The sequence below is a fragment of the Herminiimonas contaminans genome, assembly GCF_015645465.1.
In the GTDB taxonomy this organism is placed as follows: Bacteria; Pseudomonadota; Gammaproteobacteria; order Burkholderiales; family Burkholderiaceae_D; genus Oxalicibacterium; species Oxalicibacterium contaminans.
Genome location: NZ_JADOEL010000001.1, coordinates 287,155 through 301,846 on the forward strand (window position 1 = coordinate 287,155; position 14,692 = coordinate 301,846).

A 14,692-nucleotide genomic window follows, 5' to 3' on the forward strand; every position below is an offset into this window, starting at 1 on the left:
ACTGCAAAACGTAAAAAAACCATGCGGGTGTTTCCACCAGCATGGTTTTCGTAAAACGTGACAGCTTACTTTTTAGCTTTTTGGCAACTCTTGCAATGCCCATACAAGGCAAGCGCATGGTCGGCGATTTCAAAACCATGCTCTTCAGCGATACGTACCTGGCGCTTTTCGATTTCAGCATCAAAAAACTCTTCTACCTTGCCGCAATCCAGGCAAACCAGATGGTCATGGTGCGAGCCTTCATTCAGTTCGAATACGGCTTTGCCGGTTTCAAAGTGATTACGCTGCAGCAAGCCTGCTTGTTCAAATTGCGTCAAAACACGGTAAACCGTTGCCAGGCCGACATCCAGATTGTCAGCGAGCAACATCTTGTAGACGTCTTCTGCGCTCAGATGGCGTACTTCGGCAGTCTGGAAAATATCGAGGATTTTCAGACGTGGCAGCGTCGCTTTCAGGCCGCTGGCTTTTAACTCGGATGGATTGTTCGGCATGTTCTTGCTCATATTAAGGATATCTGCCTTATCATATAGTGTTTTCGTACAATTGCTCAATCCCTTGAGACCCCATATGCAAATGCTGCCCCGTCATTCTAATCGCGCTCCGCTCCTCGCTGGTACATTTTGCCTGGTATTGGCAGGTGTACTCACAGGCTGCGCCTCGAAAAACCCATTGATAGACGAAACCGCACCGGTAGCCGCTGCGGCCAAACCTGCCGCCAAGCCAGCCGCACAGCCAGCACCAGTAGCAGCCAACGAAGAAAAAGTAGCCGTAGAAACAGCCGCACCTGCAAGCGAAGCAACGGAAACTGCAGCAGCTGCAGCCGCAACGACAACTGCTGCGGCCGAAGCCAAGCCAGCATTAGTCGCCGCCGCACCAGCCGCCGCCAGCAGCGGTGTGCAAGTCAAACGTGAAAAACGCTTCCTCGGCATTTTCTCCCCTTACCGTCCTGACATCCAGCAAGGCAACTTCGTTTCGCAGGAAATGGTCGCCCAGTTGAAAGAAGGCATGACGCAGGACCAGGTCGTCTTCCTGCTCGGCACACCTTTGCTGACCGACGTCTTCCACGCTGATCGCTGGGACTACGCGTTCCGCATGCAAAAGGGTAATGGCGAAATCACCAGCAGCCGCGTTACTGTCTACTTCAAGGACAAGCTGGTCTCGTCCTTCGAAGGCGGTGGCGACCTGCCAACTGAAAAAGACTACCTGGCGCGTATCGCAGACAAAGCCAAAGCAGCAAACAAATAATCAACCGAATCTGAACACATGAATCAACTGAAAATCGCGGTAGCGGGTGCGTCCGGCCGTATGGGCCATATGCTGATCGAAACCATCCTGGAAGCACCGGATGCCAAACTCGCGGGCGCACTGGATATCGCAACATCACCAGCTATCGGCAATGATGCCGCAGCCTTCCTCGGCAAACCTAGCGGCGTATTGATCGCATCCGACTTCGCCCAGGGCCTGGCTGATTCCGACTTCCTGATCGACTTCACCCGCCCTGAAGGCACACTGAAGCACCTCGAATACTGCGCGGCGCACAACATCAAAATGATCATAGGCACCACCGGCTTCGACGCGGCTGGCAAAGCGGCAATCGCTGCTGCCGCAGAAAAAACCGCCATCATGTTTGCGCCAAATATGAGCGTAGGCGTGAACGTCACCATGAAGTTGCTGGAAATGGCGGCGAAGAATTTCTCCGAAGGCTATGACATCGAAATCATAGAAGCACACCACCGCCACAAGGTCGATGCACCATCCGGTACCGCGATCAAAATGGGCGAAGTGATAGCCGGAGCACTGGGCAAGGAACTCAACGATGTTGCAGTCTGGGCACGTGAAGGCGTGACCGGTGCACGCGATCCGTCATCAATAGGCTTTGCCACAGTACGCGGCGGCGACATCATCGGTGACCATACCGTGCTGTTTGCCGGTACTGGCGAACGCATAGAGATTTCGCACAAATCGTCGAGCCGTGTCAGCTATGCACACGGCAGCTTGCGTGCCGCCCGCTTCCTGGCTGACAAGAAAACCGGTTTGTACGATATGCAGGACGTGCTCGGCTTGCGCTGATCCCTGACTGACTAAAACAACTCTCCTCGGATAGACAACATGAATTCAACAGCAGCAGAGCAAAGCCTGGGACTCGCGCACTATTGGGCACAAGGCGATGCCGTTTCGCATAGCGTTGCGTACGTGCTGCTGATCATGTCCATCCTCAGCTGGTACTACATCCTGTCCAAAGCCTGGAGCTCATGGCGCATCCGTCGCAGCGCAGCCGCGCTGGATGGCTTCTGGCAGGCACCAACCTTGACAGATGCCATCGCGACCATCAAGCGTAGCGATAGCGAAAACGTCTACACGCCACTGGCCGCGCAAAGCGTCGAAGCCGCCAATATCAAACCGCATGCGAATTCGCTCAACGCCAACACCGATCCCGGCGAACTAATCACCCGTACGCTGCGCCAGGAAATCAATCGCGTATCGTCGCGCCTGGAAACCGGCCTGACGCTGCTGGCATCGGTCGGCTCTACTGCGCCGTTTATCGGCTTGTTCGGTACGGTCTGGGGGATTTACCACGCGCTGGTTGCAGTCTCGTCGTCCGGCACCATACAAATCGACAAAGTCGCAGGCCCGGTTGGTGAAGCATTGATCATGACTGCGCTCGGCCTGGCTGTCGCGATTCCTGCAGTACTGGCTTACAACGCCTTCACCCGCGTCAATCGCATCACGCTGGCTGAACTGGACGCCTTCGCGCATGATTTGCACGCCTACCTGACTACCGGCGCGCGCGTCGGCAAGTAAGCAAACCGGGAGAGCAATATGGCATTCGGCGGATTCAACGACAAGCAGCAAGCCGGTCCTATGGCCGACATCAACGTCACGCCTATGGTGGACGTCATGCTGGTATTGCTGGTGATCTTCATCATCACCGCCCCGCTGTTCACACACGCCATCAAGCTCGACCTGCCTAGCGCCAAATCAGCACCGGCGCCGACCGAACCGACCACGATTTCGCTTTCCATCAATGGTGCGGGCGCAGTTTTCTGGAACAATGACCCGGTCACGCTGGATGATCTGACGACCAGGCTGTCAGCCGCTGCCAAGCAGCAACCACAACCACAGGTGCAGTTGCGCGCTGACAAAGGCACCCGCTATGAAGTCATTGCGCAAGTCATGGCTGCCGCGCAGGGCAATGGCATCACCAAGCTGGGTTTTGTCACCGAAACACCGCAATCCAACAAGAAATAGTCGATGGCTGTCGTACATTTAAACGGTGAAACCATCACCGACTGGCCATCCTTTCACAGCGCCTGCAAGACTGCCTTCGGCTTTCCGGATTTCTATGGCGACAATATGGATGCCTGGGTCGATTGCATGAGCTATCTGCGTGATGAAGACGGCATGACCAAATTCCGTTTAAAACCGGCAGAAAAACTCCAGATCATCGTCGATCATGCAGATATTTTGCAGAAAAAAGCCCCGGACATCCTGGAAGACCTCGCTTTCTGCATAGAAGCCATCAACGAACGCTACGCCGATTACGGCGAAAATCCGGCGCTGGAACTCAAGCTGGCCTGATTTAGCGACCATTAGCGACCACATAAGCGGCCACAGTCGCATACACACGCATTTAGGAAATGAGTTCTAGGTGGTGAACCAGTATAATCACAGGTTCACATTCACTTTTGGCTCCATCCGTCATGCAAGATAAATACAGCCCCGCCGAAGTAGAGAAATCGGCGCACGACCATTGGCAGGCAATCGACGCTTACAAAGCCGTCGAAAACGCCAAGGATAAAAACGGCAACGACAAGAAGAAATTCTACGCTTGCTCTATGCTGCCGTACCCATCCGGCAAGCTGCACATGGGGCATGTGCGCAACTACACCATCAATGACGTGATGTACCGCTACCTGCGGATGAACGGCTACAACGTGTTAATGCCTATGGGTTGGGACGCGTTCGGCATGCCTGCGGAAAACGCGGCGATGGCCAACAACGTGCCGCCAGCGCAATGGACCTACGCCAATATCGACTACATGAAGACGCAAATGGCTTCCATGGGCCTGGCGATCGACTGGTCGCGCGAAATGACCGCCTGCCGTCCGGAATACTACAAATGGAACCAATGGATGTTCCTGAAGATGCTGGAAAAAGGCATCATCTACAAAAAAACCGGTACCGTGAACTGGGACCCTATCGACCAGACCGTGCTCGCCAATGAGCAAGTCATCGATGGTCGCGGCTGGCGCTCGGGCGCGCTGATCGAAAAGCGCGAAATCCCGATGTACTACGCACGCATTACCGATTACGCGGAAGAATTGCTGGACCACGTCGACAATAAATTACCAGGCTGGCCAGAACGTGTGCGCATCATGCAATCGAACTGGATCGGCAAATCGACCGGCGTACGCTTTGCGTTCACGCACGACATCGCCGACGAAGGCAAGCTCATCAATGACGGCAAGCTGTGGGTCTTCACCACCCGCGCCGACACCATCAAGGGCGTCACGTTCTGCGCCGTGGCGCCGGAACATGCATTGGCGACCTACGCCGCCAAATCAAATCCTGAACTCGCCGACTTCATCGCCGAATGCAAACTCGGCAGCGTCATCGAAGCCGATATGGCAACGATGGAAAAGAAAGGCATGCCTACCGGCCTTTTCGTCAAACATCCGCTGACCGGCCAACTGGTCGAAGTCTGGGTCGGCAACTACGTGCTGATCACTTACGGTGACGGCGCCGTGATGGGCGTACCAGCGCACGACGAACGTGATTTCGCCTTTGCGCAAAAATACGTATTGCCTATCCACCCGGTCATCGATGTACCGGGCAAGACATTCTCCGACGTTGCCTGGCATGAATGGTATGGCGACAAGGAAAACGGTCGTTGCATCAATTCCGGCAAATACGATGGCCTGAACTACCAGCAAGCAGTCGACGCGATTGCCGCCGACCTGGCCGAACTCGGTCTCGGCGAAAAGAAGATCACCTACCGCCTGCGCGACTGGGGTATTTCCCGCCAGCGTTATTGGGGTACCCCGATTCCTATCATCCACTGCAAGGATTGCGGTGATGTACCGGTACCGGAAAAAGATTTGCCTGTCGTCCTGCCGGAAGATTGCGTACCGGATGGTAGCGGCAACCCGCTGAATAAACACGAAAAATTCCTGCACGTCGATTGTCCGCAATGCGGCAAGCCGGCGCGTCGTGAAACCGACACCATGGATACCTTCGTCGATTCGTCGTGGTACTACATGCGCTATTGCTCGCCTAACAGCAGCGACGCCATGGTCGACAGCCGTAACGATTACTGGATGCCGATGGATCAATACATCGGTGGTATCGAACATGCGGTCCTGCATTTGCTGTATGCGCGTTTCTGGACCAAAGTCATGCGTGACTTCGGCCTGGTCAAATTCGACGAGCCGTTCACCAATCTCCTGACGCAAGGCATGGTGCTGAACGAAACCTACTTCCGCGAAGATGCCAGCGGCAAGAAAACCTGGTTCAATCCGGCCGATGTGCAACTGCAACTCGACGACAAAGGTCGCCCTGTTTCTGCCGTCCTGAGCAGCGATGGCAAAGCCGTCGAAATCGGTGGCACCGAAAAAATGTCGAAGTCGAAAAACAACGGCATCGATCCACAAGCGCAAATCGATCAGTATGGCGCGGACACCGCACGCCTGTTCACCATGTTTGCGTCGCCACCAGAACAAACACTGGAATGGTCGGGTGCTGGCGTCGAAGGTGCCAATCGCTTCCTGCGTCGGGTCTGGGCTTATGGCTACAACCAGGCAGCGCGCGTGGCCAACGCGACAGCTGTTGATCTGGGCACCTTGCCCGAAACACACAAAGCCTTGCGTCGTGAAACGCACAAGATTCTGCAGCAAGCGGATAACGACTACAAACGCATCCAGTACAACACCGTGGTGTCAGCCAGCATGAAAATGCTCAATACACTGGAAGCGGCGAAGCTGGATGACTCGCCAGCATCGAATGCCGTCATCAGCGAAGGCCTCAGCATCTTCCTGCGCGTGCTGAATCCGGTTGCACCGCACATCACGCATGCGCTGTGGCAGGAGCTCGGCTTTGCCAAAGTACACGGCGACATCCTCGATGCGCCATGGCCACAAGTAGATCCAGCGGCGTTGGAACAAGCCGAGATCGAAATGATGATCCAGGTGAATGGCAAACTGCGCGGCAGCATTATCGTGGCCAAGAACGCAGACAAAGCCAGCATAGAAGCAGCAGCGCTGGCGAATGAAAGCGTGCAGAAATTCATCGAAGGCACACCGAAGAAGATCATTGTGGTTCCAGGCAAGCTGGTCAACATCGTTGCCTGATGATTGCTTAAACTTTGTGCACAACATTTGAAGTACAACTGACGCAGGATTATTCATGTTAAAGAACCGTCGTCTCCTGACCCTGGTACTGGCTTCCAGCCTCTTGCTGAGTGCATGCGGCTTCAAGCTGCGCGGCACCATACTTGGCGGCGACCTGCCGTTCAAGTCGATCTACATCGCCGCACCGGCAAATTCCACACTGGGCAGTGAATTGCGGCGCTATATACGCGGCAGCGGTGAGTTGGCCATCAAGGACAGGCCGGAAGAAGCGGAAGCGATCCTGGATATCGTCAGCGAGGTACGCAACAAAGTCATCCTGTCGCTGAACAGCCAGGGTCGCGTGCGTGAATACGTGCTGAACTACCAGGTCGCGGTACGCGTGCGTAACAATGCCGGCGTCGAATACATGCCGCCGACCACGATCATCCTGAAACGCGACCTCAGCTATAACGAAGCGCAAGTATTGGCGAAGGAAGCGGAAGAAGCCATGCTGTACCGCGACATGCAATCCGATCTGGTGCAACAAATCCTGCGCCGCATCGCCGCCATCAAGCCGGTCGACAATGCAACTGCGGATTGATGCGCTAGACGCTCATCTGAACAAGCCCTTGTCCGGCTTGTATGTCATCACGAGCGATGAGCATTTGCTGGCACTGGAAGCCGCCGACAAGATACGCAAGGCGGCCCGTGCGCAAGCATATTCGGAACGCGAAGTGCTGGTCGTTGATCGCAGCTTCAAATGGGGCGAATTGCTGGCAGCGAATCAATCGCAATCGCTGTTTGGCGATAAGAAGCTGATAGAACTGCGCATCCCTACCGGCAAACCGGGCAAAGATGGCGGCAAGGCATTGCAGGACTATGCGGCATCGCTTAGTCCGGACAATGTCACGCTGATCACCTTACCCAAACTCGATTGGGCAACGCAAAAGGCGGCCTGGGTTGCCAGCCTGCAGCAAGCCAGTGTGTACATCGACATTCCACTGATCGAACGTGCGCAATTGCCAGCCTGGCTGGGCGTGCGACTGGCAGCGCAGCGCCAGAGCGCCAATCGCGAATGCCTGGACTTCATCGCGGATCGGGTCGAAGGTAACTTGCTGGCTGCACATCAGGAAATCCAGAAGCTGGCCCTGCTCTATCCGGAAGGGCCCTTAAGTTTCGAGCAAATCCACGATGCGGTATTGAACGTGGCGCGTTACGACGTGTTCAAGCTGAATGAAGCCATGCTCAGCGGCGACGCCACCCGTCTGGTACGCATGCTGGAAGGTTTGAAAGGCGAAGGCGAAGCCTTGCCGCTGGTACTGTGGGCGGTGGCAGAAGAGGTGCGCACCTTGTTGAAATTGAAATCTGGCGTGGCACAAGGCCGCCCGCTGAGTCAGTTGACGAAAGAATATCGCATCTGGGGGCCGCGCGAGCGCCTGATAGAACCTGCTCTGCGCCGCCTCAAATTATCGACACTGGAAAGCGCGCTGCAAGAAGCGGCACAAATCGATAAGATGGTGAAAGGTTTACGGGCGAAACAGTTTTCCGGCGATGCCTGGGATGCCATGTTGCAGTTAGGACTGAAAATCGCACGCGGTTAGTTTGCAGCTGTCACAACTTGCAATCGCGCGGAACGTCCAGCATATAGTTGTTCGGGCCTTAAGCATCAACAGTTAGTTATTCATTAATAGTCACACCAACCATTCCTTAGCAAAATGGATATCAAGCAATACATGAAAGAAGTTGGTCTGCGTGCACGCAAGGCATCACGCGCCATGGCCAAAGCTGACACCGCAGCCAAGAACCAGGCTTTGCTCTTCATCGCAGCAGCGATACGACGCGAAGCGGACACCTTGCGCGCCGCCAACCAGCGTGATCTGGAAGCAGCCCGTGCCAACGGCCTGGCACCCGCCCTGCTCGATCGCCTGACCTTGTCTGACAAAGCCATCGCCACCATGGCTGAAGGCCTGGAGCAAATCGTTGCGCTGCCGGATCCTATCGGCGAAATCTCGAACATGAAATACCGTCCGACCGGCATCCAGGTCGGCCAGATGCGTGTGCCTCTGGGAGTAATCGGCATCATCTACGAAGCACGTCCTAACGTGACCGTCGACGCTGCCGGTTTGTGCATCAAGAGCGGCAATGCCACCATCCTGCGTGGCGGCTCCGAAGCCATTCATTGCAATCAAGCCTTGGCCAAATTGGTCAACGAAGGCCTGGCTGCCGCTGGCCTGCCAGCCGATGCCGTACAAATCGTCGAAACCACAGACCGCGCTGCAGTCGGTGAACTGATCACCATGCCGCAGTATGTCGATGTCATCGTGCCACGCGGCGGCAAGGGCCTGATCGAACGCCTGATGCATGAAGCCACCGTGCCTATGATCAAGCACCTGGATGGCATTTGCCACGTCTATATCGACGACAAGGCTGACCTTAAAAAAGCGCTGGATATCTGCTTCAACGCGAAATGCCATCGCTACGGCACCTGCAACACCATGGAAACCCTGCTGGTCGCACGCAGCATCGCCGCTGCAGTCTTGCCTGAACTCGCCAAACTGTACGCCACCAAAGAAGTGGAATTGCGTGGCGACGATGAAGCGCGTGCCATCCTGCAAGGTTATCCGCATCTGGCCAGCGCCACCGAAGAAGACTGGAGCACCGAATACCTGGCCGCCATCCTGTCGGTCAAAATCGTCGGCAGCCTGGATGAAGCCATTGATCACATCAACACCTATTCATCGCAACACACAGACGCCATCGTGACCGAGGATTACACCCGTGCGATGCGCTTCCTGCGTGAAGTGGATTCGGCATCGGTCATGATCAATGCATCGACCCGTTTTGCTGATGGCTTTGAATATGGCCTGGGTGCCGAGATAGGCATTTCCAACGACAAACTGCATGCACGCGGACCTGTAGGTCTGGATGGACTGACGTCGCTGAAGTATGTCGTCTTTGGACACGGGGAAGTACGTGCTTAATGCCGTGCAAAGGAGTGTTGCCTTGCAAGGCAACATCGTTTCGCAGGCACAGGGCAGATGCCCTGTGAAATCCCTGCTGCACCACGGGGAAGTGCGCGTTTAATAACGCACCTACGGCATTTATATTCAGCAGGAAAATCACATGCTCTGGATCAAAGCGCTGCACATCGTATTCGTCATTTCCTGGTTCGCAGGCTTGTTTTACCTGCCGCGCATCTTCGTGAACCTGGCGATGGAAACCGATGCCACTGCGACCACACGCCTGCTGCTCATGGCACGCAAACTGTATCGCTTCACCACCATCCTGGCGGTGCCGGCAGTACTGTTCGGTGCCGGCCTGCTGTTTTACGGCTTTGGTCAGGGTCCCGGTAATGGCTGGTTACACGCCAAGGTCGTATTAGTCATCCTGGTCATCGGCTACCAGCATGCGTGCAATTCCTTGCTGAAAAAATTTGAGCATGGCGTCAACAAGCGCAGTCATACCTGGTTTCGTTGGTTCAACGAAGTGCCTATCGTCCTGCTGCTCGCCATCGTGATCCTGGTCGTGGTCAAACCGTTTTAAACATTCTTCGGAGCCTACATGGCCAAGATCTGCGAATACTATTTTGCGCCCCAGTCACCGTGGGCCTACTTCGGCCATGCACGCCTGATCGCGCTGGCGAAGCAATATGATGTGCAAATCGATATGAAACCTATCGATCTACCCAAGTTGTTCAGCGTATCCGGCGGCTTGCCACTGGCCAAGCGTCCACCGCAACGCCAGGCGTATCGCCTGGTCGAACTCAAACGCTGGAGTGCGCACCTGGACTTGCCGCTGAATCTGCAGCCCAAGTTTTCACCAGCCTCTGGTGATGCAGCATCCAAACTCATCATCGCGACCAAGTTTGCACATGGCACTGACGCCGCGCTGAAATTGACGGGTGACATCATGCATGCGTTCTGGGCCGACGATAAAAACATCATGGATGCCGAAACCCTGAGCGGGCTGGCAAGCGCCGCCGGCCATGACGGTAACGCGCTGGTCAAGGCATCAGAAACCACCAGCGTACAAAACGAGTACGAACAATTTACCAACGATGCGATGGCGGCCAGTGTCTTCGGTGCACCGTGGTATATCGTCGACGGTGTAGCCTTCTGGGGCCAGGATCGGCTGGATTTCGTGGAACGCGCATTCCAAAAGTAAAAGCAGCAACGCAGTATTTGGCAACACCAGTAGCAACAAGCTTCGCGCGACGCATCACCATGATGTGGTCGCGCGTCTATTTTTATAACGGATAAAGGGTTCCCCACATGTCTTCATCGTATTCCTATTTTTGCCCATGCCCACGTGGCCTGGAAATCGCCCTCGCGGAAGAGCTCAACGAAATCGCCCTGCTCGATAAAACCCTGAAGGTACACACCCAGGTTCCGGGCGGGGTACATTGCTCCGGCAGTTTGCAGGATGCGTATCGCATCAACCTGCACTCACGCATCGCATCTCGTGTATTAATGCGCATGGCACATGCCAGCTACACCACCGAAAACGATATCTATGACCTGACACTGGCGCAGGCATGGGAAGACTGGTTTGAAGTCGACCACACCATACGCATAGACGTCACCGCCATCAAATCACCATTGCGCAGCCTGGAATTCACCACGCTGAAAATCAAGGATGCCATCTGCGATCGCTTCCGCGACATCTACAATCGCCGCCCATCGGTCGATACCAAGATGCCGGACATGCGCATCGTCGGCTTCCTCGACGCGCGCACTTTCACCCTCTACCTGGACACCTCCGGCGAAGCGTTATTCAAACGCGGCTGGCGCATGGAAACAGGCGACGCACCATTGCGCGAAAACCTCGCAGCGGGCTTGCTGCGCACCTCAGGCTGGAAACCAGGCATGACCCTGTTTGATCCTATGTGTGGCTCCGGCACCATCCTGGCAGAAGCAGCACAAATGCTGGCGGGCATCCCGCCCGGCTTGCATCGCGATTTCGCTTTTGAAAAATTCGCTGGTTTCAGCAAGGCGGAATGGGCCGCGATCAAAGCCAGCGTCAAACCAAATCCATTGCCGACCGAACCGACCATCTTCGGTAGCGACATCTCGGGCGACATGGTCTCCATGACACGCAACAACCTGAACAAGGCCGGCATACGCTTCGAAGTTCCGCTCAAACAAATCGAAGCACAGGAAGTCAAAGCGCCTAGCGAAACACCGGGCATCCTGTTGACCAATCCGCCTTATGGCGAACGTATCGGTGTGCGTGGTGATAGCACGATGGAAGCGGATGACATGGCGAAAGAATTCTTCAGCGCCTTCGGTACCACGCTCAAGCAACGCTTCGCTGGCTGGAAAGTATTCCTCTTCACTGCCGACCTCGGTTTGCCGAAATTGCTGCGCCTGAAAGAAGCGCGTAAAACACCTTTCTTCAACGGTGCACTGGAATGCCGCCTGTTCCGCTTCGATATGGTGGCTGGCTTCAACCGCCGTGAACAAGCAATCCCAAAAACCGAACCAAAACAGTAAAACTGCTGAAGTCTCCTGACAGTATGCTGTCAGGAGCATCCGCGCATGATGCTATCTGCCATTTGGCCATTTCATGCGAGGACATCATGCAAACAAAAATAAACTGGTTCGAAATCCCTTCCAACGACTTTGCACGCGCCACACGTTTCTACGAAACCCTGTTTGATACCAAACTACAGATAGAAGGTGCGACTGCCGACCTGATGCAGATGGCTATCTTCACCAGCCCTGCCGGTGATAGCTGCGGCTGTGTCACCCACAGCGAGCATCAAAAGCCCAGCAGCAACGGCACCATGATTTATCTGGATGCAGGCGCATCTATCGATGCCGTCATACAACGCATCGCACCGGCCGGTGGCAAAGTCTATGTACCGAAAACACAGCTGCCGGACGACATCGGTTACATGGCGCACTTCGTCGATACCGAAGGCAATCTGATCGGCCTGCACGCCATGCAATAAACCGAACTACGGGCAACTGGACGCTGGCGCTAGCATTTGTCAAAATGAAGCGCCTGTCGCGCCGCGCGCCCGGCCTTCCTGTCACTGGAGTATCTGTATGCTGCAGTTCCAATCAATTACCAAGAAACACCATGCGCCGCGCTGAACGCCTGTTCCAGATCGCCCAATATTTGCGTGGCCGCAGACTGACTACCGCCTTGCAATTATCGGAATGGCTGTACGTATCCGAACGCACCATATACCGCGATATACGCGACCTGTCATTGTCTGGCGTGCCGATCGAAGGCGAAGCTGGCGTCGGTTACCGCGTCAAGGCAGGCTTCGATTTACAACCGTTAATGTTCAGCTCCGATGAAATCGAAGCACTGGTCGCTGGTGTGCGCATGGTGCAAGCCTGGGGTGGTCCACAACTGGCAGCCTCCGGTGCTGCAGCACTGGCCAAAATCACCCTCGCCCTCCCGCGCGAGAAACGCGACTTCGTCGAAGCCACACCTTTGTTTGCACCGGATTTCCATATCGATGCCAGCCACGGCGAACGACTGGAAAACATACGCAAGGCGATAGGCAAACAAAACAAGCTCTTGCTCAATTACATTGATGCCAAACAGCAAGCCAGTTGCCGCACCATCTGGCCGTTGGCACTGTATTTCTGGGGCAATACCTGGTCTATCGCGGCCTGGTGCGAAACACGCAGCGATTTCCGCTCCTTCCGCCTGGATCGCGTGCAGACACTGGCCGATGGCGGCTCCTACACTGGTGTCAGCGGCCGTCGACTGCCGGATTTTGTGCGCGCGATGAAACGACAGATGGACTGCAACTAAAGTCATCCGCCGTCAACGTCCGTGTCGGATTCCCCAGCGCTTACGAGCGTCGTCAGCGCGTTCGCCTTGATTGGGCTATGCTTTTCCTTTTGCCACGCAGGAGCATGCCATGTCGAACAACACCGCCTTACAGTTAAAAGACCCTAGCCTCTTGCGTAACCAGGCCTACATCAACGGCGCATGGGTAACGGCCAAGGCCAGCTTCGACGTGCACAATCCGGCCGATGGCAAACACATCACACAAGTACCTAACATGGGCGCAGCCGAAGCCGAGCAGGCGATACAGGCCGCGCATGTCGCCTTTCCCGCCTGGGCTGCCAAAACCGCCAAGGAACGCGCGATTGTCATGCGCGCATGGTTTGACCTCATCATCGCGCACACAGACGATCTGGCGGCGCTGATGACGGCAGAGCAAGGCAAGCCACTGATCGAATCACGCGGCGAAGTCATTTACGGGGCCAGCTTCATCGAATGGTTTGCCGAGGAAGCCAAACGCGTCAGCGGCGATGTAATGGCATCGACCTGGAGCGATAAACGCACGGTCACGCTCAAGCAGCCCATAGGCGTGTGTGCATCGATCACGCCGTGGAATTTTCCGATTGCGATGATCACGCGCAAGGTCGCACCTGCCATCGCCGCGGGCTGCACCATCGTCATCAAACCCGCCGAGCAAACCCCATTGTCAGCATTGGCCATCGCTGAGCTGGCGCACCGGGCTGGCATTCCCGCTGGTGTTGTCAACGTCGTGACGGCAGATTCCGAGCAATCTATCGTGGTCGGCAAGGTACTCTGCAGCAGCCCTATTGTGCGCCATGTCTCGTTCACAGGATCGACACCCGTCGGCCGCATTCTGATGGAACAATGCGCACCGACAGTGAAAAAGATAGGACTGGAACTCGGTGGCCATGCACCCTTCATCGTCTTTGACGATGCCGACCTGGATGCAGCCGTGGTCGGTGCCTTGCAATCCAAGTATCGCAATGCAGGACAAACCTGCGTCTGTACTAATCGCTTCTATGTACATGAATCCATCTACGATGCCTTCGTGCAGAAGCTGGGAGAAGGTGCGGCCAAGATCAAAGTCGGTAACGGCTTTGAACAAGGCGTGCTGCAAGGCCCGCTAATCGATGCGCAAGCTGTAAAGAAAGTAGAACAGCATGTGAGCGACGCCGTGAACAAAGGCGCACACCTCGTGACTGGCGGCAAACAGCATGCGCTGGGTGGCTATTTCTATGAACCGACCGTGCTATCCAATATCAGTAAAGACATGTTGATCATGCATGAAGAAACCTTCGGCCCGGTAGCCGCTGTCATCAAGTTCAAAACCGAAGAAGAAGCAATAGCCGCTGCCAACGACACCGACTTCGGCCTGGCCAGTTATTTCTACTCACGTGATATCGGCCGCGTCTGGCGTGTCGCCGAAAAGCTAGAGTACGGCATGGTCGGCATTAATACCGGCCTGATTTCGAATGAAGTCGCGCCCTTTGGCGGAGTCAAACAATCCGGTCTGGGCCGGGAAGGTTCGAAGTACGGTATAGAAGAATATTTGGAAATCAAATATCTGTGCATGGGTGGCATCTAAACCCGCGCGG

16 protein-coding genes are annotated in these 14,692 nt (G+C 55.4%); 15 read left to right on the forward strand and 1 reads right to left on the reverse strand.

Features of this window, described 5'->3' with window-relative positions:
- Positions 1-65 precede the first annotated feature (65 nt).
- On the reverse strand, positions 66-491 hold the full coding sequence (gene fur / locus IXC47_RS01275; protein ID WP_175625040.1) for a ferric iron uptake transcriptional regulator: 426 nt from the start codon (positions 489-491) through the stop codon (positions 66-68).
- Positions 492-567: 76 nt separating this feature from the next.
- On the opposite strand from fur, the gene IXC47_RS01280 reads away from it, so the two are divergent.
- From IXC47_RS01280 to IXC47_RS01350, 15 genes are all read left to right on the forward strand, one after another.
- Entirely contained in the window at positions 568-1,245 is a 678-nt protein-coding gene (locus IXC47_RS01280) for an outer membrane protein assembly factor BamE (RefSeq protein WP_230089331.1), read from the forward strand.
- Positions 1,246-1,263: 18 nt separating this feature from the next.
- A complete protein-coding gene (gene dapB / locus IXC47_RS01285) occupies positions 1,264-2,070 on the forward strand; it encodes a 4-hydroxy-tetrahydrodipicolinate reductase (protein WP_195874475.1) in 807 nt (268 codons plus the stop codon).
- A 39-nt stretch (positions 2,071-2,109) separates the two neighbouring features.
- Positions 2,110-2,802 carry a MotA/TolQ/ExbB proton channel family protein gene (locus tag IXC47_RS01290; RefSeq protein WP_124574626.1) on the forward strand — a complete coding sequence of 231 codons (693 nt, stop codon included), beginning with the start codon at positions 2,110-2,112 and terminating at the stop codon, positions 2,800-2,802.
- A gap of 18 nt (positions 2,803-2,820) precedes the next feature.
- On the forward strand, positions 2,821-3,249 hold the full coding sequence (locus IXC47_RS01295) for an ExbD/TolR family protein (RefSeq protein WP_175625037.1): 429 nt from the start codon (positions 2,821-2,823) through the stop codon (positions 3,247-3,249).
- A gap of 3 nt (positions 3,250-3,252) precedes the next feature.
- Positions 3,253-3,579 carry a barstar family protein gene (locus IXC47_RS01300; RefSeq protein ID WP_175625036.1) on the forward strand — a complete coding sequence of 109 codons (327 nt, stop codon included), beginning with the start codon at positions 3,253-3,255 and terminating at the stop codon, positions 3,577-3,579.
- A 122-nt stretch (positions 3,580-3,701) separates the two neighbouring features.
- The gene (gene leuS, locus IXC47_RS01305) at positions 3,702-6,347 is read left to right on the forward strand and encodes a leucine--tRNA ligase (RefSeq protein WP_195874476.1); all 2,646 of its coding nucleotides are present in this window, start codon (positions 3,702-3,704) and stop codon (positions 6,345-6,347) included.
- Positions 6,348-6,402: 55 nt separating this feature from the next.
- Positions 6,403-6,927, forward strand: coding sequence for an LPS-assembly lipoprotein LptE (locus tag IXC47_RS01310; protein WP_195874477.1), 525 nt, complete (start codon positions 6,403-6,405; stop codon positions 6,925-6,927).
- Positions 6,911-7,927, forward strand: coding sequence for a DNA polymerase III subunit delta (gene holA, locus IXC47_RS01315; RefSeq protein WP_195874478.1), 1,017 nt, complete (start codon positions 6,911-6,913; stop codon positions 7,925-7,927). Before IXC47_RS01310 ends, holA begins: the two co-directional genes overlap by 17 nt.
- A gap of 114 nt (positions 7,928-8,041) precedes the next feature.
- Positions 8,042-9,307, forward strand: a complete 1,266-nt coding sequence (locus IXC47_RS01320; RefSeq protein WP_195874479.1) for a glutamate-5-semialdehyde dehydrogenase — start codon at positions 8,042-8,044, stop codon at positions 9,305-9,307.
- Between the two features lie 142 nt (positions 9,308-9,449).
- Positions 9,450-9,869 (forward strand): CopD family protein, encoded by a 420-nt coding sequence (locus tag IXC47_RS01325; protein ID WP_175625031.1) that lies wholly within the window; start codon positions 9,450-9,452, stop codon positions 9,867-9,869.
- 18 nt (positions 9,870-9,887) lie between these two features.
- A complete protein-coding gene (locus tag IXC47_RS01330) occupies positions 9,888-10,490 on the forward strand; it encodes a 2-hydroxychromene-2-carboxylate isomerase (RefSeq protein ID WP_175625030.1) in 603 nt (200 codons plus the stop codon).
- Between the two features lie 107 nt (positions 10,491-10,597).
- Entirely contained in the window at positions 10,598-11,818 is a 1,221-nt protein-coding gene (locus IXC47_RS01335; RefSeq protein WP_195874480.1) for a THUMP domain-containing class I SAM-dependent RNA methyltransferase, read from the forward strand.
- A gap of 86 nt (positions 11,819-11,904) precedes the next feature.
- The gene (locus IXC47_RS01340; protein ID WP_195874481.1) at positions 11,905-12,279 is read left to right on the forward strand and encodes a VOC family protein; all 375 of its coding nucleotides are present in this window, start codon (positions 11,905-11,907) and stop codon (positions 12,277-12,279) included.
- A 131-nt stretch (positions 12,280-12,410) separates the two neighbouring features.
- Positions 12,411-13,100 carry a helix-turn-helix transcriptional regulator gene (locus IXC47_RS01345; RefSeq protein ID WP_195874482.1) on the forward strand — a complete coding sequence of 230 codons (690 nt, stop codon included), beginning with the start codon at positions 12,411-12,413 and terminating at the stop codon, positions 13,098-13,100.
- A 109-nt stretch (positions 13,101-13,209) separates the two neighbouring features.
- The gene (locus tag IXC47_RS01350) at positions 13,210-14,682 is read left to right on the forward strand and encodes an NAD-dependent succinate-semialdehyde dehydrogenase (RefSeq protein WP_195874483.1); all 1,473 of its coding nucleotides are present in this window, start codon (positions 13,210-13,212) and stop codon (positions 14,680-14,682) included.
- Positions 14,683-14,692 lie beyond the last annotated feature (10 nt).